General features: G+C 56.2%; 16 protein-coding genes, 1 rRNA gene and 1 riboswitch. Of the genes, 6 read left to right on the top strand and 11 right to left on the bottom strand.

Features of this window, described 5'->3' with window-relative positions:
* Positions 1 to 46 precede the first annotated feature (46 nt).
* Entirely contained in the window at positions 47 to 1,003 is a 957-nt protein-coding gene (locus BM029_RS03355) for a homoserine kinase (protein WP_092432645.1), read from the top strand.
* Positions 1,004 to 1,037: 34 nt separating this feature from the next.
* On the top strand, positions 1,038 to 1,841 hold the full coding sequence (locus tag BM029_RS03350) for a BPSS1780 family membrane protein (RefSeq protein ID WP_092432643.1): 804 nt from the start codon (positions 1,038 to 1,040) through the stop codon (positions 1,839 to 1,841).
* 116 nt (positions 1,842 to 1,957) lie between these two features.
* Here the strand turns inward: BM029_RS03350 and BM029_RS03345 are convergent, their stop codons facing one another.
* A complete protein-coding gene (locus BM029_RS03345) occupies positions 1,958 to 4,237 on the bottom strand; it encodes a UvrD-helicase domain-containing protein (RefSeq protein ID WP_092432641.1) in 2,280 nt (759 codons plus the stop codon).
* Positions 4,238 to 4,438: 201 nt separating this feature from the next.
* Here BM029_RS03345 and BM029_RS03340 point away from each other — a divergent pair, with 201 nt between their 5' ends.
* Positions 4,439 to 5,692, top strand: coding sequence for an MFS transporter (locus tag BM029_RS03340; protein ID WP_092432640.1), 1,254 nt, complete (start codon positions 4,439 to 4,441; stop codon positions 5,690 to 5,692).
* 108 nt (positions 5,693 to 5,800) lie between these two features.
* Positions 5,801 to 6,289: a Dps family protein gene (locus BM029_RS03335; protein ID WP_092414521.1), complete on the top strand. Its 489-nt coding sequence runs from the start codon at positions 5,801 to 5,803 to the stop codon at positions 6,287 to 6,289.
* A gap of 49 nt (positions 6,290 to 6,338) precedes the next feature.
* Here the strand turns inward: BM029_RS03335 and thiE are convergent, their stop codons facing one another.
* The 5 genes from thiE to thiC all read right to left on the bottom strand — a co-directional run bounded on the left by thiE (position 6,339) and on the right by thiC (position 10,825).
* Positions 6,339 to 6,953, bottom strand: coding sequence for a thiamine phosphate synthase (gene thiE, locus BM029_RS03330; RefSeq protein WP_092432639.1), 615 nt, complete (start codon positions 6,951 to 6,953; stop codon positions 6,339 to 6,341).
* A 4-nt stretch (positions 6,954 to 6,957) separates the two neighbouring features.
* The gene (locus tag BM029_RS03325; protein ID WP_092432933.1) at positions 6,958 to 7,776 is read right to left on the bottom strand and encodes a bifunctional hydroxymethylpyrimidine kinase/phosphomethylpyrimidine kinase; all 819 of its coding nucleotides are present in this window, start codon (positions 7,774 to 7,776) and stop codon (positions 6,958 to 6,960) included.
* 14 nt (positions 7,777 to 7,790) lie between these two features.
* Positions 7,791 to 8,603, bottom strand: coding sequence for a thiazole synthase (locus tag BM029_RS03320; protein ID WP_092432637.1), 813 nt, complete (start codon positions 8,601 to 8,603; stop codon positions 7,791 to 7,793).
* Between the two features lie 99 nt (positions 8,604 to 8,702).
* Positions 8,703 to 8,903, bottom strand: coding sequence for a sulfur carrier protein ThiS (gene thiS, locus BM029_RS03315; protein WP_092432635.1), 201 nt, complete (start codon positions 8,901 to 8,903; stop codon positions 8,703 to 8,705).
* An 8-nt stretch (positions 8,904 to 8,911) separates the two neighbouring features.
* Positions 8,912 to 10,825: a phosphomethylpyrimidine synthase ThiC gene (gene thiC / locus BM029_RS03310; RefSeq protein WP_092432633.1), complete on the bottom strand. Its 1,914-nt coding sequence runs from the start codon at positions 10,823 to 10,825 to the stop codon at positions 8,912 to 8,914.
* 100 nt (positions 10,826 to 10,925) lie between these two features.
* Positions 10,926 to 11,033: riboswitch (TPP riboswitch) on the bottom strand.
* Positions 11,034 to 11,292: 259 nt separating this feature from the next.
* Between thiC and BM029_RS03305 the strand changes: the two genes are divergently transcribed.
* Together BM029_RS03305 and BM029_RS03300 are read left to right on the top strand one after the other, a co-directional pair.
* On the top strand, positions 11,293 to 14,127 hold the full coding sequence (locus tag BM029_RS03305) for a valine--tRNA ligase (protein WP_092432631.1): 2,835 nt from the start codon (positions 11,293 to 11,295) through the stop codon (positions 14,125 to 14,127).
* 68 nt (positions 14,128 to 14,195) lie between these two features.
* Positions 14,196 to 14,657: a DUF2147 domain-containing protein gene (locus BM029_RS03300; RefSeq protein ID WP_092432629.1), complete on the top strand. Its 462-nt coding sequence runs from the start codon at positions 14,196 to 14,198 to the stop codon at positions 14,655 to 14,657.
* Positions 14,658 to 14,757: 100 nt separating this feature from the next.
* Here BM029_RS03300 and BM029_RS03295 read toward each other — a convergent pair whose 3' ends face one another.
* From BM029_RS03295 to rrf, 5 genes are all read right to left on the bottom strand, one after another.
* On the bottom strand, positions 14,758 to 15,600 hold the full coding sequence (locus BM029_RS03295) for a 2-keto-4-pentenoate hydratase (protein WP_092432627.1): 843 nt from the start codon (positions 15,598 to 15,600) through the stop codon (positions 14,758 to 14,760).
* 140 nt (positions 15,601 to 15,740) lie between these two features.
* Complete coding sequence (locus tag BM029_RS03290; RefSeq protein WP_092414689.1) at positions 15,741 to 16,193, bottom strand: YaiI/YqxD family protein; 453 nt, start codon at positions 16,191 to 16,193, stop codon at positions 15,741 to 15,743.
* 55 nt (positions 16,194 to 16,248) lie between these two features.
* The gene (ruvB, locus tag BM029_RS03285; RefSeq protein WP_092414513.1) at positions 16,249 to 17,307 is read right to left on the bottom strand and encodes a Holliday junction branch migration DNA helicase RuvB; all 1,059 of its coding nucleotides are present in this window, start codon (positions 17,305 to 17,307) and stop codon (positions 16,249 to 16,251) included.
* A 105-nt stretch (positions 17,308 to 17,412) separates the two neighbouring features.
* A complete protein-coding gene (gene ruvA, locus BM029_RS03280; RefSeq protein ID WP_092432625.1) occupies positions 17,413 to 17,991 on the bottom strand; it encodes a Holliday junction branch migration protein RuvA in 579 nt (192 codons plus the stop codon).
* A gap of 167 nt (positions 17,992 to 18,158) precedes the next feature.
* Positions 18,159 to 18,271 (bottom strand): 5S ribosomal RNA (gene rrf / locus BM029_RS03275).
* Positions 18,272 to 18,463: the final 192 nt, after the last annotated feature.

The raw sequence follows: 18,463 nt of genomic DNA, 5'->3' as shown, positions 1-18,463 counted from the left end.
CGACATGGCATTGCCCTTGTCCCTTCTACGATCTCCGATTTTTCCCATGGCAGTATTTACCCCCGTCACGCTAGACGATCTCACACAGTGGATCCCTCCCTTTTCCTTAGGCAAGGCACTGGCAATCAGGGGGATTTCCTCCGGAATCGAAAACAGTAATTTTTTCATCAATACCGAGCGCGGAGAATATGTGCTGACGGTGTTTGAAAAGCTGAGTTTCGAACAATTGCCGTTTTACCTGGAATTGATGCGTCATCTGGCGCAGCGTGGCGTACTGGTGCCCGAACCTATCGCCAACCAGCAAGGCCAGATCCTTAATCCCCTGCACGGCAAGCCGGCTGCCATCGTCACCAAGCTGGAGGGCGATTGCCAACTGGCTCCGGCAGCGGTACATTGCGCTGAAGTGGGCGCAATGCTGGCAAAAATGCATCTGGCGGCACAAGACTTTCCAATTCGCCAACCCAATTTGCGCGGTCTGCCCTGGTGGCGCGAAACCACTCCGGTGGTATTGCCGTACCTGCCAGAAGACGGGCAACAGCTGTTGCGCAGCGAGATGGCGTTCCAGGAGACATTCGCCGCCTCGGAGACTTATCGCCAGTTACCGAACGGCCCGGTCCACGCCGACCTGTTCCGCAACAATGTAATGTTCGACGGCGACCGGCTGACAGGTTTTTTTGATTTCTACTTCGCCGGTTGCGATACCTGGCTGTTTGACCTGGCAGTGACGGTGAATGACTGGTGCATCAACCTGGCTGACGGCCAGCTTGACGTTATCAGGGTGAGAGCGATGCTGGATGCATACCATGCGGTGCGGCCGTTCAGCGCTGCAGAGCAAGACGCCTGGCAAGCAGCATTACGCGCAGGTGCGCTGCGTTTCTGGTTGTCACGACTCTACGATTTTTATTTACCGCGCGAGGCAGAAATGTTGACGCCGCACGATCCGACTCACTTCGAACGGATTTTGCGACAACGTGTGTCTCATCCGGCCCCGGCGCTGTATTAAGTGGAAATCTTAAACGAAATTCTTGATTGAAATAATGGAAAAATTGCCTGCAAAAACCGGATGGATATGGATAAAGGAAGGGTTTGCGCTGTTCCGCAAACAACCGGCCGAAATCTCCACGCTATTCCTGGCCTATATGTTCTTGATGCTGGCGCTCAATATCGTCCCGCTGTTGGGGCAGGTGCTGCCGCTGGTTCTGGTCCCGGTATTTGCCATGTCCTTCATGCAGGCTTGCGTGAATATCGAACAAGGCAAACGCGTCTATCCCAATCTGTTGCTGATCGGCTTTCGCTCACCGGCCTTGAAGAACCTGCTGACACTGGGCGCCCTCTACCTGGTGGCGGCGGTCATCGCGCTTGCCGCCTCGACCCTGATTGACGGCGGCGTGTTCTGGACCGCGGTAACCGGCCAGGCCGCGCTCGACGCCAAAGATATCCAACAGTCCAACATGTCGCTGGCGATGCTTTTTTCTGCCGCGGTCTACGTCCCGGCGGCAATGGCATTCTGGTATGCGGCGCCGCTCATCATGTGGCAAAAAATGGGAGTAATGAAAGCCGTTTTCTACAGCTTCTTCGCGGTATCGCGCGAGATGAAAGCCTTTACCGTCTACGGGCTGGCGTGGGCCGCCATCGGCGTTGTGCTGCCGGCGATCATCAGCGTATTGATTGCAGTACTGGTCGGTAACCAGGCTGTCACGCTCATGATCCTGTTACCGCTATCGATTGCGCTGACAGTGGTGATGTATTGCTCTTTCTACCCGACGTATACCCACATCTTCGGCAAGCCGGGAGCCGACTTGCCGCCGCAAGAAGCGCAGGAAACACCTACGCAAGAGTAAACGTAGCGTGGGCACATTGTGCCCACGCTGAATTCCCTCACGTATATGTCCGTTTCGGTGCCGCGTGTGTCCGCGCTCCGGTTATCACGGTCACGCGTGGGCACAATGTGCCCACCCTACGCGACCTTCTCCAGCTTCGCCACACTCAGATCCAGCAGCTTCATGCCGTGCTTGCCGAAATTGATATGGGCGCGGGCGTTGCCGCCGCTGCCTTCGATATTGACGATCACGCCTTCACCGAATTTCAGGTGTTCCACATTTTCACCTATGCGCCAGCCGATATCGCGCTTGCCGAAATTCTTGGCGATGCTGTTGGCAGCCTTCTCGGGCGCCTCATCCCACGCCGATTTCGAATTCGCGAACCAGCTATGCTGCTGCACTTTCGGCGACAGCCATTTCAAGGCATCTTCCGGCAGCTCGTCGAAAAAGCGCGAACGCATGTTGTAACGGGTCTGGCCGTGCAGCATCCGGGTTTGTGAAAAACTCATGTAAAGACGCTTCTTGGCGCGCGTGATGGCGACGTACATCAGACGTCGTTCTTCTTCTACGCCGGCATCTTCTTTCTGCGAATTCTCGTGCGGGAACAAACCCTCTTCCAGGCCGGTGATGAACACCGCATCAAACTCCAGGCCTTTGGCTGAGTGCACGGTCATCAGTTGCAAGGCGTCCTCGCCTGCTTGAGCCTGATTGTTTCCAGCCTCCAGCGACGCATGCGAGAGGAATGCCGACAACGGCGACATCACCGCCGCCAACGGTGCGTCAGCATCGAAAATTTCAATACCGTCGGCCGTCGTGATGGCAGCACCTGACACCGCCTGAGCCTTGGGGCCGAGCAGAGCCGGCGCATCGGCGCCAAATCCTTCTTCCGAAACAAACAAGGCGGCAGCATTGACCAGCTGCTCCAGATTCTCGATACGATCCGCGCCTTCCCGTTCATTGCGGTAGTGCTGCATCAACCCGCTCATGTCGAGCACGATCTGCACCATTTCCGGCAACGGCAGATGCTGGGTTTCAAAGCGCCCGCCTTCGATCAGCTTGAGGAATGATCCGAGGGTAGCACCAGCCTTGCCGGCAACATACGGTACCGCTGCGTAGAGGGAGATACCATATTGTTTGGCAGCGTCCTGCAGTTGTTCCAGGGAGCGCGCGCCAATCCCCCGTGCGGGGAAATTCACCACACGCAAGAACGCCGAATCATTATGCGGATTATCCATCAGCTGCAAATAGGCGACCGCATGCTTGACTTCAGCACGTTCGAAATAACGCTGGCCGCCGTAGACGCGATATGGAATACCGGACGCCACCAACGCATGTTCAATCACCCGCGACTGCGCATTGGAGCGGTACAGCACGGCGATTTCGCTGCGCGTGGCGCCTTCATTGATCAGGCTCTTGGTTTCTTCGATAATCCACTGCGCTTCCTGTAAATCGCTGGTCGATTCGTAGATTCGAACGGGCTCGCCATGACCGGCATCGGTGCGCAGATTCTTGCCGAGACGTTTGGTATTGTTGGCAATCAGGGTGTTGGCGCTATCCAGGATATGGCCGTGCGAACGATAATTCTGTTCCAGCTTGATGACGTTTTCGACCCGGAATTCGCGCTCGAACGCGGTCATGTTGCCGACATTGGCGCCACGGAAAGCGTAGATGCTCTGGTCGTCATCGCCGACAGCAAACACCGCACCACGCTGGCCGGCCATCAGCTTCAGCCATTTGTATTGCAGGTCGTTGGTATCCTGGAACTCGTCCACCAGGATGTGCTGGAAACGCGACTGATAGTGCTCGCGCAACGGCTGGTTGCGGCTCAGCAGTTCATAGGTGCGCAACAGCAGCTCGGCAAAATCGACCACGCCTTCGCGCTGGCATTGCTGGTCGTACAAATCGTACAGCTCGACGAACTTGCGGTTGTAATCGTCGTTAGCTTCGACTTCATTGGCGCGCAGGCCTTGATCCTTGGCGCCGTTGATGAAGTACATCAGATTCCGCGGCGGATACTTTTCATCATCGACATTCATCGCTTTCAGCAAGCGCTTGATCGCCGACAGCTGGTCTTGCGAATCCAGGATCTGGAAGGTCTGCGGCAATCCGGCATCGCGATAATGCGCGCGCAGCAACCGATTGCACAAGCCGTGGAAAGTGCCGATCCACATGCCGCGCGTGTTGATCGGCAACATCGCCGACAAGCGCGTCATCATTTCTTTCGAGGCTTTATTGGTAAACGTCACCGCCAGCACGCCGGCCGGCGATACTTGGCCGGTCTGGATCAGCCAGGCGATGCGGGTAGTCAGCACGCGTGTCTTGCCGGAGCCGGCGCCAGCCAGGATAAGTGCCGATTGCGCAGGCAAGGTAACTGCCGCGAGTTGTTCTGGATTGAGGTTGTGAAGAAGATTTTGCATCCCCGTATTATAAGCTGCGGGCGCGCCTGCCTGATGACCAGATCATGATTGATCTTGGCTTATCTCAGCCTAAACCTCGGCCTAAACTTATGGCCAAAATTGCCGGCGCCAGCAATATCCGGGCTAGAAGCGTAAAATACCGCATTGCATCATTGTCTACACCTTCGTAACAATCAACGCCCACCTACCAAGTCGTCCATCATGTCAGAAGAAGTTCGTCTCGACCGCGCCAGCCCGACGCCATCCGAGATCGCCGCAATCCCCGCAATCCCCGAGACTGCAGTTACTTTCCACATTGTCTCCACGGCATTTTTTACTTTCATTTGCTATCTTGCCATCGGCATTCCGCTGGCAGTCCTGCCCGGCTACGTCCACACCGACCTCGGCTACAGCTCCGTGCTGGCTGGCCTGGCAATTAGCATGCAATACCTGGCAACTTTGTTGAGCCGCCCGCTGGCTGGCCGCATGGCCGATTCAGTCGGCCCCAAAACCGCCGTGTTACGTGGCTTGATAGGTTGCAGCCTCAGCGGCGCTTTCCTGCTCATAGCGGCGTTTTTTACCCATATACCTGCGCTTAGCCTGGCCATCCTGCTGATAGGCCGCCTGGTGCTTGGCTGCGGCGAGAGCATGGTAGGCACCGGCGCCATTACCTGGGGCATCGGCCGGGTTGGCGCCCAGCACACGGCCCGCATGATTTCCTGGAACGGCATCGCCACCTATGGCGCACTGGCGATCGGTGCACCACTCGGCGTAGTGATCGCCCACACCTGGGGCCTGGCGGCGGTGGGCGCTACGGTGACAGTGTTGTCGCTAGCTGGCTTCTTCCTTGCCCGCATAAAGGCGGCGACAGCCGTGGTGCGCGGTGAGCACTTGCCGTTTCAACATGTATTACGTAAAGTATTTCCGCACGGCATGGGCTTGGCATTAGGCTCGATCGGTTTCGGTTCCATCGCCACTTTCATCACGTTGTTTTATGCCAGCCACCAGTGGCCGAATGCAGCATTTGCACTGACCATGTTCGGCACCTTCTTTGTCGGCGCGCGCCTGCTGTTTGCCCACACCATCTCGCGCTTCGGCGGCTTCCGGGTCGCGATCATCTGTTTTTCGGTGGAAGCGCTCGGGTTGCTGTTGCTATGGCAAGCAGGATCGCCGACGCTGGCGCTGGTTGGCGCGGCGCTCACCGGCTTCGGTTTTGCCTTGATCTTCCCTGCGCTCGGAGTGGAAGCGGTGAACCTGGTGCCGGCCAATAACCGCGGCAGCGCCTTGGGCGCTTACTCGGTGTTTCTGGATCTGGCGCTGGGCGTCACCGGTCCGCTGGCGGGACTGATCGTGAGCGAGTTCGGCTATCCCGAGGTATTCCTGTTTGCGGCAGCGGCGTCGCTGGCGGCGGTGGCGTTGACCGTCAGCATGTATCGGAGCTCGCAGCGGACGTCAGGCACTACTGTCGGCGGCTAGGAAAACATTTGTTGCGACGCTAAAACACACGCATTTCTTTGCCTCTTGCAAATTGACATAGAATTGAGCTGCAAGTCTTCGACCATCACTGTTAGAAGGAGTAGCGCAATGGTAAAGAAAAGCGTAGCGGTCATCGACATCGGCATCAGCGACAAGGACCGCAAGAAGATCGCCGACGGGCTTAGCAAACTGCTGGCCGATACCTACACCCTGTACCTGAAAACCCACAATTTCCACTGGAACGTGACCGGGCCGATGTTCAATACATTGCACCTGATGTTCGAAACCCAGTACAACGAATTGTGGCTGGCGGTGGACTTGATTGCAGAACGGATACGCGCGCTCGGCTATCCTGCGCCGGCTACCTACAAGGCCTTTGCCAAGCTGACTTCGATTTCGGAGGAAGAAGGCGTACCGACCGCGACTGCCATGATCCAGCAACTGGTGCAGGGACAGGAAGCAGTGACCCGCACCGCGCGTTCGATTTTCCCTGTAGTGGATGCAGCAGCCGATGAGCCGACTGCAGACTTGCTGACGCAGCGCATGCAACTGCATGAAAAAAACGCGTGGATGCTGCGTAGTTTACTGGAAACCTGACTGGCTTCGGCACAAGTGATCGCGGTTATGTAACCGCGATCATGGATACCTATTTGTTTGCGAACAGAGCCACAAAGCTGCGCGCGGCGGCAGTCGGATCATCAGCCAGATAAACACTGCTGATAGCCGCCACCATGTCAGCGCCGGCAGCAATCAACGGCACCGCATTCTCTTGCGTCATGCCGCCAATCACCACGTTCGGCACTGCGATTTCCGCCTTGGCCCGCGTGACTATATCGGGCGCCGTAGTTACCGGGTATTTCTTGACGCGCGATGGATAGAATCCACCGAACGCCACATAGCTGGCGCCGGCACGATACGCGGCATGCGCCAGCTCCAGATCGCCATAGCAGGAAGCGCCGACGATCTTGTCCGCACCCACCATAGCCCGCACCTCGGCCACGCTGGCATCGGTGCCGCCGACATGAATGCCATCCGCATCCAGCTCCAGGCACAGATCAACATAGTCATTGATGATGAACGGACGCTGGTAACGGCGGCACAGGCTCAGCAACGCTTCTGCCTGTTGCTTCCGCAAAGCTGCATCGGCGGTTTTATGGCGATACTGCAGCAGCGCCGCGCCGCCTTGCAGGGCTTGCTCGGTTACGCGTAGCAGCTTCTCGGTGTCATCCCAATCGGGTGTGACGATGTATAGACCCTTCATCGCTTTATCCTCGTAATTTTAGAAATGGCAGAGTCCGGCTCGGTATGCGCTGACCGACGGCAATCGCATAGGATTCGGCCAAAGTCTGCTGGCAATAAATTTGTGCGGCATCAATCGCTCGCTCGATATCCATGCCTTGCACCAGCAGCGCTGACAGTGCCGCCGCCAGCGTGCAACCGCTGCCATGAAACTCACCCGGCAAGCGCGGCCAGCTCCAGTTGCGATGTTGTGTTCTGCTGATCCAGCGGTTCAATACTTCATCTCGTTCCGGACCATGGCCGCCCTTCAGCAACACATGTTGGCAACCGCGCTCAAGCAGCATCGCGGCTTGTTGCTCCGGGCTTGCCTGGGCGCCGCACAGGCGATCCGCCTCGACCCGATTCGGCGTAATCACCGTGGCAAGTTCAAACAAAGGAGCGAGTGCTGCAACCGGATCTTCGCTGGCCAGGCTATCGCCATGGCCAGTCCCCAGCACCGGATCAAACACCACCGGCAAATCCGGTTGCCGTGAACGCAGGTCACGGATGATCGCGGCAATCGCTTCAGCATTGGCGCGATTACCGACGATGCCTAGTTTGACCGCGGAGATATCGATACGATCAACCAGCACCTGGGCTTGCTGCCGCACCAGATCAGTTGCGACCGGAAAAACGCCGAACACCCGCTCATTGTCCTGCACCGTCAACACTGTCACTACCGACAAAGGATGCGCTCCGAGCGCCGTAATCGCGGTGATATCGGCTTGCATGCCGGCGCCGCCGCTCGGGTCAGAACCGGAAAACACCAGCACGCAGGCCGGCGCTGCCGCACCGGCCGTGTCGATGTTTACCGCGGACTTCACTTGACTCGTCCGGCCATGGGAGACGATGGCGACGCAGCAAAGCGCTTCGGAATCCGACCGGCGAGAAAGGCTTCGCGTCCGGCTTCGATCGCCAGCCGCATCGCCCTCGCCATGCGGATCGGATCCTGCGCGCCGGCAATCGCGGTATTCATTAGCACGCCGTCGCAGCCCAGCTCCATCGCAATCGCCGCATCAGATGCAGTGCCGACGCCGGCATCGACCAGCACCGGCACTTTGGCCTGTTCGATGATCAGCGACAGATTCCATGGATTCAAAATGCCCATGCCGGAACCGATCAGCGACGCCAGCGGCATCACCGCCACACAGCCGATTTCTTCCAGTATGCGTGCCTGGATCGGATCGTCGCTGCAATACACCATGACGTCGAAACCGTCCTTGACCAAAGCCTCGGCCGCTTTCAATGTCTCAGGCATATTGGGAAACAGCGTACGCTCGTCACCCAGTACTTCCAGTTTGGCCAGCTTGTGCCCGTTCAACAACTCACGTCCGAGTTGCAGCGTATAGACCGCATCCGCCGCGGTATAGCAGCCGGCGGTGTTGGGCAATATGGTGTAACGCGATGGCGGCACCACATCCAGCAGATTGGGCGCCTTCGGGTCCTGGCCAATGTTGACGCGCCGGATCGCCACCGTGATGATCTCGGCGCCACTGGCTTCGGTGGCAGCACGCGTTTGCTCCAGGTCACGATACTTGCCGCTGCCTACCAGCAGCCGTGAGCTGTAGGTCTTGCCGGCGATGGTCAGGCCGGTGTCTTGTTGTCCCGTCTCAGGGAGAGAGTTCAGATCCATGACAAATCCTTTAAAAGATTTTGCAGGGTGGGTACGCGTGCCCACGCGGTAGTTGCGCCATCGGCGTCCGCGTGGGCATTGCATGCCCACCCTACGGGTTCAGCCGCCGCCGATCGCGCGCACCACGTCAACCTTGTCTTGCGGCTGCAAGATGCGTTGCGGCCACAAACTGGCTGGCACCACCTGCCGGTTGACGGCGACTGCCACCGCCTTCCCGGCCAGTTCCAGCGCCGCGATCAGCTGTTGCAGGTTCTCGCCGTCGGCCAGCGGATGCGGCGCGCCATTGAGTACGATTTCCATCACCGGCCTCACTGCTTGCTGTAGATTTCCGCACCGTTCTTGACGAACTCGACGGCCTTGATTTCCATCCCCTTCTTGATCGCGGCGATTTCGGAAATACCTTGCGCGGCGGCGTATTCGCGCACTTCCTGCGTGATCTTCATGGAGCAGAAATGCGGCCCGCACATAGAGCAGAAATGCGCTACTTTGGCGGAATCCTTAGGCAATGTTTCGTCATGGAATTCACGCGCCTTGTCCGGATCGAGGCCGATGTTGAATTGGTCTTCCCAACGGAATTCAAAGCGCGCTTTCGACAAGGCGTTATCTCGGATCTGCGCGCCCGGATGGCCCTTGGCCAGATCGGCTGCATGCGCTGCAATCTTGTAGGTGATGATGCCGTCCTTGACGTCGACCTTGTTCGGCAAGCCGAGATGTTCCTTCGGTGTGACGTAGCACAGCATCGCCGTACCGTACCAGCCGATGGTGGCGGCGCCGATGCCGGAAGTGATGTGGTCGTAGCCAGGCGCGATGTCGGTGGTCAATGGTCCGAGCGTGTAGAACGGCGCTTCGTGGCACTGTTCCAGTTGCAGGTCCATGTTTTCCTTGATCAGGTGCATCGGCACATGGCCCGGGCCTTCGATCATTACTTGCACGTCGTGCTTCCAGGCGATCTGGGTCAGTTCGCCCAGGGTTTTCAGTTCACCCAGCTGTGCTTCATCGTTGGCATCATAGATCGAGCCCGGACGCAAGCCATCGCCGAGGCTGAAGCTGACGTCATAGGCTTTCATGATTTCGCAGATGTCTTCGAAATGGTCGTACAAGAACGATTCACGATGATGCGCCAGGCACCATTTGGCCATGATGGAACCGCCACGGCTGACGATGCCGGTCAGGCGCTTGGCAGTCATCGGCACGTATTGCAGACGTACGCCGGCATGGATGGTGAAGTAATCGACGCCCTGCTCGGCTTGTTCAATCAGTGTGTCGCGGAAAATTTCCCAGGTCAGGTCTTCGGCTTTGCCGTTGACCTTTTCCAGCGCCTGGTAAATCGGTACGGTACCGATCGGCACTGGCGAATTACGGATGATCCATTCACGTGTTTCGTGAATGTGCTTGCCGGTCGACAGGTCCATGACGTTGTCGCCGCCCCAGCGGATCGCCCAGGTCATCTTTTCGACTTCTTCGCCGATCGAGGACGTCACTGCGGAATTGCCGATGTTGGCGTTGATCTTGACCAGGAAATTACGGCCGATGATCATCGGTTCGATTTCCGGGTGATTGATGTTGGCGGGGATGATGGCACGGCCGCGGGCGATTTCGTCGCGCACGAATTCCGGCGTGATTTCAGCCGGCAGCGAGGCGCCGAACGATTGGCCAGGATGCTGGCGGCCCATCAGGTCGGCCAGCTTGTTGCCCATCGGACCGGAGGCTTTCAGTTCTTCCAGGTATTCCTTGCGGCGCATGTTTTCACGGATCGCGACGAATTCCATTTCCGGCGTGACGATGCCTTGGCGCGCGTAATGCATCTGCGAGACGTTCTTGCCGGTCTTGGCGCGGCGCGGCTTACGGTGCAGGTTGAAGCGCAATTCCGCCAGCTTCGGATCGTTCAGGCGCTCGATGCCGTATTCCGAGCTTGGGCCTGGCAATTCTTCGGTATCGTCGCGCTCCATGATCCATGGCAGGCGCGGAGTCGCCAGGCCGGAGCGGATATCGATCTTTACATCTGGGTCGCTGTACGGTCCCGAAGTGTCATAGACGTAGATTGGCGGATTCTTTTCGGCACCGAACGAAGCCGGCGTATCCGACTGGCTGATCTGACGCATCGGGACGCGAATGTCGGGACGCGAACCAGTGATATAGATCTTGCGCGAATTCGGCAGAGGATGGATTGCGGCTTCATCCACCGTAGCAGTGGCGGACAGGAATTTTGGGTTGGCGTTCAATTTTGGCTCCTTTGCTTGTATTTCATATGGCTTGGAGCCAGCAAAGGAGTTTTCGAGTCTAGTGGCGCGGGATCACGGTAGTGTCTTGTGAATCGGCCGACAATATTCTCGACAGCTTCCCTTCGCTGGCATTACCCAGATCAGGTTCGAGGGTATTTCTCACCCGATTGCATTAACATTTCAGCAATCAGGACCCCTAGCGTTTGCTGCCCCGACGTTCAAAGCTCGAGACAACGGAAAAGATTTTACACCCGCAATCGGCTCGCGGTATATCGAAAATGTGGGCTTCCTTATCTCAGGTCAAGTATAGAAGTCCCGTTGAGGCTGCATTCGTGGCAATTCCGTCTACACGATTTGTGTTTACGTCAAAAAACCATGCGCCCCGGGCAGCATTGTTAGGAGCGAGTCGGCTGCGTACTTTATAATCATCGTTTTAGATCGTTTTTAGCAAAGAACCCCAACAAATCATGGAATTAGCCAAGTCTTTCGACCCTGCCGAGATTGAACAATTCTGGCGTACGGAATGGGAAAAACGCGGGTACTACACTGCTACCACCGACGCTGACAAACCATCTTTCAGCATTCAGTTGCCGCCGCCCAACGTGACTGGCACGCTACACATGGGCCACGCCTTCAATCAAACCATCATGGATGGCTTGACCCGTTATCACCGTATGCGCGGTTTTAACACGGCATGGATTCCAGGTACCGATCACGCCGGCATCGCCACACAAATCGTGGTCGAACGGCAACTTGATGCACAAAAGATCTCGCGCCATGATTTGGGCCGTGAAAAATTCGTCGAGAAAGTCTGGGAGTGGAAAGAACAATCGGGCTCGACCATCACCGGCCAGATGCGCCGCATGGGTGCTTCGACCGACTGGAGCCGTGAATATTTCACGATGGACGACAAGCTGTCCGGCACCGTCACCGAAGTTTTCGTGCGCCTGTTCGAACAAGGTCTGATCTATCGCGGCAAACGCCTGGTCAACTGGGACCCGGTGCTGGGCACCGCGGTGTCGGATCTGGAAGTGGCGTCGGAAGAAGAAGACGGCTCGATGTGGCATATCCGTTATCCATTTGCCGACGGCAGCGGCCATTTGACGGTTGCAACCACACGCCCTGAAACTTTGCTGGGCGACGTTGCGGTTGCGGTCGATCCGACTGACGAACGCTATATCCACCTGGTCGGCAAGATGCTCAAGCTGCCGTTGACCGATCGCGAAATCCCGGTCATCGCCGACAGCTACGTCGACAAGGAATTCGGTACCGGCTGCGTGAAGATTACGCCGGCCCATGATTTCAACGATTACGCGGTTGGCCAACGCCATCAGCTGGCGCAGATTACGATCCTGACGCTGGACGCCAAGATCAATGAAAACGGCCCGGCCCAGTATCAAGGCACGGACCGCTTCGTGGCGCGCAAACAGATCGTTGCCGACCTGGATGCACAAGGTTTGCTGGAATCGGTCAAGCCGCACAAGCTGGTTGTGCCGCGCGGCGACCGTACCGGTGTGGTCATCGAACCGATGCTGACCGATCAGTGGTTTGTCGCCATGAGCAAGCCGGCGCCGGAAGGCACGCACTTCCCAGGCAAATCGATTGCTGAAGTGGCCCTGGAAAAAGTCGCTAACGGCGAAATCCAGATGATCCCGGAAAACTGGAGCAACACGTACAACCAGTGGCTCAACAACATCCAGGACTGGTGCATTTCACGCCAACTGTGGTGGGGCCATCAGATCCCGGCCTGGTATGGCGACGACGGCAAGATCTATGTCGCCCGCGATGAAGCCGCTGCTCGCGCGCAAGCAGCGGCTGCCGGCTACACCGGCGAACTCAAGCGTGACGACGATGTGCTCGATACCTGGTTCTCGTCGGCGCTGGTGCCGTTCTCAACCCTCGGCTGGCCGGAAGAAACACCGGACTACAAGATGTTCCTGCCATCGTCGGTGCTGGTCACCGGTTTTGACATCATCTTCTTCTGGGTTGCGCGGATGGTCATGATGACCACTCACTTCACCGGCAAGGTGCCGTTCAAGACAGTCTACGTGCACGGCCTGGTACGCGATGGCAATGGCCAGAAGATGTCGAAATCGAAGGGTAATACACTCGATCCGATTGATCTGATCGACGGCATCGATCTCGATACGCTGGTGGCAAAACGCACGGTCGGCCTGATGAATCCGAAGCAAGCCGATAGCATTGCCAAGGCTACACGCAAGGAATTTGCCGATGGCATTCCTGCCTTTGGCACCGATGCATTGCGCTTTACCTTTGCCTCGCTGGCAACGCTGGGGCGCAATATCAATTTCGATCTCGGCCGCTGCGACGGCTACCGTAATTTCTGCAACAAATTGTGGAACGCTACCCGCTTCGTGCTGATGAACACAGAGGGTAAAGACTGCGGTTTCGACGGCCATACACCGGGTGTCTGCGACAAGGAAAATCTGCAGTTTTCACAAGCCGACCGTTGGATCGTTTCGCTCTTGCAACGTACTGAAGCTGACGTCGCCAAGGGTTTCGCCGACTATCGTTTCGACAATATCGCCTCGGGCATCTACAAGTTTGTCTGGGATGAATATTGCGACTGGTATCTGGAAGTCGCCAAGGTGCAGATCCAGCAAGGCAACGAAGCGCAGCAACGCGCTACTCGCCGCACTTTGCTGCGCGTGTTGGAAGTGGTGTTGCGCCTGGCCCATCCGATTATCCCGTTCGTCACCGAAGCTTTGTGGCAAAGCGTAGCGCCGTTGACCGGCAAGATACTTGATGCAGCTGGCGATTCGATCATGCGCCAGCCTTATCCGGAAGCGAATCTGGAAAAGATCGACGAAAGCGCTGAAGCCTGGATGACGCAATTGAAGACGCTGACGGATGCCTGCCGCAATTTGCGCGGCGAGATGCAATTGTCGCCGGCGTTGCGGGTGCCGTTGATCATCGCCGGTTCGGCAGAACAGCAAAGCACGCTGCTGTCGTTTGCTCCGTATCTGCAGGCACTGGCAAAATTATCAGAAGTGCAAGTAGTAGAGACTCTACCCGAATCGCCAGCACCGGTATCGATAGTCGGTGATGCTAAGCTGCTGCTCAAAGTAGAAATTGATGTTGCAGCTGAGCGTGAACGGCTGGGCAAGGAAATCACCCGTATCGAGGGTGAAATAGTCAAAGCCCAGGCCAAGTTAGGCAATGAAAGCTTTGTGGCAAGAGCACCGGCACAGGTGGTTGCACAGGAGCAAGAGCGTCTGGCTAATTTTTCGGGTACCCTTGAGAAGTTGCGCGAACAGTTTGCAAAATTAAAAGTATCTTGATTCCTCAATAACAATGTTGCTCCAGCCTGCAGCAATGCGGCTGGCGCCATAGAAACAGGAGACAGAGCATGAATAAACTTTTAATACGACTTTTGACGGCGGCAATCGCCAGCAGCGCCTTGCTGGCTGGCGGCGCTTTTGCACAAGACACTGGTTCAGCGGTCGGGCTGTGGAAAAATATCGATGACCACACTGGCAAACCTAAGGCATTGATCCGTATTAGCGAAGCCAATGGTGTACTCCATGGCAAAATCGAGAAACTGTTACGCGATCCGAGCCAGGATCAAAATCCGAAATGCGTCAAATGCGAAGGTGAGCTGAAAGACCAGCCTATCCTGGGCATGACCATCATCAACGGCATGAAAAAAGACGGCAACGAATACAATGGCGGCACCATTCTTGATCCGGATAACGGCAGGGTCTACAAAAGCAAAATGGCGCTGGTCGACGATGGCAAGAAATTGAATGTACGCGGTTATATCGGCGTACCTTTGCTGGGCCGTACACAGACCTGGATACGCGAAGAATAATTCGTTTGCCGGCGATGTAAACTGTTTCGAAAAAAATGCCGTTCAAGCTGCTAGCTGAACGGCATTTTTCTTGCTCGCGCTATTTGTTAGCGTTAGCAGTTTAGACGAACGATACAGTCAGGCCCGGTAACGCAATCCCTGAAAAAGCAGTGACCCAGGTCTGCCCGGCCTGCACCGGATAGGCATCAGTCCAGGTACCGGTAGTGACGATCTCGCCGGCTTGCAGAGGTGCGAACTGCTGTTGCGCATTCAGCTCCTGGTGCAAATGCCACAAGGCGTGTACCGGGCTGTCCAGCACATCGCTACCGAAACCGGCGCCACACAAGGTAACCGAGTCTTCGGTGCAGCACGATAACGAGACACTGGCGTTGGCCAGCATGCTGGCAAGGTTGCGACGGGTAGCGGCCGACAGCATATGCGGCTCGCCGACAATCAGCGTGCCGTGCAGGCCGAACGCCGCGATGGCATCGACCGCTTCGAATTTCCAGTCCGGGAATGGACACACGACAATTTCGAAAGCGTGCGCCATCCATTCGATGCACTCGGCGATTTCTTCCAGATCCGCATCCGGTGCCGGTGTTTTTCCCAGGCTGAACACGACTTCGGGTTCGATGCGCGGCTGCACTGCGCCCTCCAGGCTTTGAATCCCGCGGTTATCTTCGGCGTAGCGCACAGTGTTGTCGAAAACATGCGCCCAAATAGGGGCATTGATGGTTTCGGTGATGCCGTATTTCGACCAGATGGTGCGATTGCTGAATCCGACCTTGCGGCCGATCGGCGTGGCGCCTTGTCCGATACTGGCGTCGAGAATGCGTTTGCTGATGTCGTACCCATCCATCGGCGATAAGACGTCAGTAGCCGACAACAGCGGCATCAATTTGGCACACGCCCGCGCATCCAGAAGCTGGTTGGCGTAACGGTTAGCTTTGGTAGACATAAGCATGGTTGGCTTGCACACTATTAGTGAAGGCTATCGTATTGTCTGTGACGTTTAATTTTTACACAAGCGCAGAAATATTGACATTCAGGCACTTATATTGCGGGACGACACTGGGCCCGCGGTTCTTCGTTGATTAGAAACATTCATCGCATGCGCGATTTTTGTAAAAACTGATCTAACTGGGATGCGAACAAATGCCGGTCGCTCTGGCTAAATGCTGCCGGACCACCGGTTTCCACACCGCTACCGCGTAACTCATCCATGAAATTACGCATCGTCAGATGCTGCTGGATGTTGTCATTGGTATAAAACTCACCACGTGGATTCAATGCCTTGCCGCCCTTTTCAAGCACATCGGCAGCAAGTGGAATATCAGCGGTGATCACCAGATCTCCTGCTTGCAGCAATCGAACAATTTCACGGTCGGCAACATCAAAGCCGGACGGTACCTGAACTGCCTTGATGAAGCGGGACGGTGGCACTCTCAACAACTTATTAGCCACCAGAACTACAACGATTTGCAATCGATCAGCGACCCGAAACAGAATTTCCTTGATGACGTTCGGACATGCATCTGCATCAACCCAGATTTGCATTGCTGCTGGTGGCTGCGGTGTCACCTCGGCACCAGCATCGCCATCTGCGGGCGGATTAATTTTGCCCCCATAATTCACCATTCGGACCGGTACGTGGCGGTGCTACGCCAAAATGCGTATAGGCCAGCGGAGTAGCAATACGGCCGCGCGGCGTGCGCTGCAAATATCCTTGTTGAATCAGATACGGTTCGAGTACATCTTCGATCGTGTCGCGTTCTTCGCCAATAGCAGCGGCAAGATTGTCCAAGCCGACCGGGCCGCCGCCGAATTTGAACAGCACTGCTTCCAGCAATTTTCTATCCATGACGTCGAAGCCGACCGGATCGACATCCAGCATGACCAGCGCCGCATCTGCCATCGCCTTGGTAATTTCACCATTGCCTTTGACTTCGGCATAATCGCGCACCCGGCGTAACAGGCGGTTGGCGATACGCGGCGTACCGCGGCTGCGCTTGGCAATTTCAAAGGCGCCATCATCCACTATCGGCGCACCCAGCAAGGAAGCACTACGGGTCACGATCTTGCCTAACTGTTGCGGCGTATAAAATTCGAGGCGAGCGACGATTCCGAAACGGTCACGCAGCGGATTGGTCAGCATCCCCGCCCTGGTGGTTGCACCTACCAGCGTGAACGGTTGCAGATCCAGGCGCACCGAACGCGCTGCCGGACCTTCACCGATCATGATGTCGATCTGATAATCTTCCAGCGCCGGATACAGGATTTCTTCCACCACTGGCGACAAACGATGGATTTCATCGATGAACAACACGTCATTGGCTTCGAGATTGGTCAGCAATGCAGCCAGATCACCGGCGCGCTCCAGCACCGGTCCCGAAGTCTGGCGCAGATTGACGCCCATCTCGCGCGCAATGATATGTGCCAGCGTTGTCTTGCCCAAGCCCGGCGGACCGAACAGTAAAGTGTGATCCAATGCTTCGCGGCGTTGCCTGGCGGCGGTAATGAATATCTGCAGCTGATCGCGTATTTTTTCCTGGCCGACGTATTCGTCCAGTTGCTTCGGGCGCAAGGCTCGCTCGATCGCCTCTTCGTTCGGCGAAGCAGGCGTGGGAGCGATAATGCGTTGCTCGGTGAAATCGTCGGTTTGGATACTCATGGTCGGATTGTAGCGATTAGATATAAAAAAAGACATCCGCCCCACCAATAAAACAATAAAGACCGGCTTTGTGCTGTCCTGCAACAACTTGCCCCTGTAATTTATTTACAGCTTTGACAGTGCTTTCAATGCCAGTTTGATCCCGTCTGACACGGTGGTATCCGACGGTAACTGCTTGAGCGCCAGCATGGCTTCCTTGTCCGAATAGCCAAGCGCAATCAGGGCATTCAAGATATCGCCGCTGACATCGCTGGCATGATGGCTGCCGACCGGTCCCAGATCGGCGCCCAACTTGCCTTTCAATTCGAGCAACAGGCGCTCGGCTGTTTTCTTGCCGATGCCAGGCACCTTGGTAAGCCTGCCGGCTTCCTGCATGGTGATCGCCTGCGCCAGATCTTGCACCGACATGCCGGACAAAATGGACAATGCAGTACGGGCACCCACGCCGCTGATCTTGATCAACTGCTTGAATACATTACGCTCTTCAGCCGTGCCAAAACCATACAAAACATGCGCATCTTCGCGTATCGCCAGATGCGTCAGCAAGGCCACCTTTTCACCCAGCCCCGGCAAATTATAGAAAGTGCTCATCGGCACACCGACTTCATAGCCGACGCCGTTGCAATCAATTAATAACTGGGGAGGATTTTTTTCAAGCAGAATTCCGGAAAGACGACCTATCATCGCAGTTGGCCTTTATGTGAATCAATGAATGATACAGGACAACTGGTTAAAAACACAGTAGTTTTGTTGCCGCAAAGCTGAAATTGCAGGAAATTACGCCGTTGCATGAATCGAAAACACAAAGCAAAAACCCTCTGAACGTTTGTTCAGAGGGTTTTTTAATAAAAGCCTGACGATGACCTACTTTCACACTGGTTGCAGCACTATCATCGGCGCAAAGTCGTTTCACGGTCCTGTTCGGGATGGGAAGGGGTGGTACCAACTCGCTATGGTCATCAGGCATAACTTGTAACCGCTGTTCGTTCTCCAGGTGGAGCAACGCACAACGCAATCTAGAAGAAGTAGTTTTTTAACCCGACCTCACCAGGGTGGGTGAGGTCGGTTGGGTATGAATGTCCAAACGGTGTGTTGAGCACCTTGGCAAACAAATAAGCTCATCATATAACCTGCTAAGGTTATAGGGACAAGCCTC

Source organism: Collimonas sp. OK607 (assembly GCF_900111995.1).
Lineage (GTDB): Bacteria > Pseudomonadota > Gammaproteobacteria > Burkholderiales > Burkholderiaceae_D > Collimonas.
This window is presented reverse-complemented; position numbering and strand designations above follow the sequence as displayed.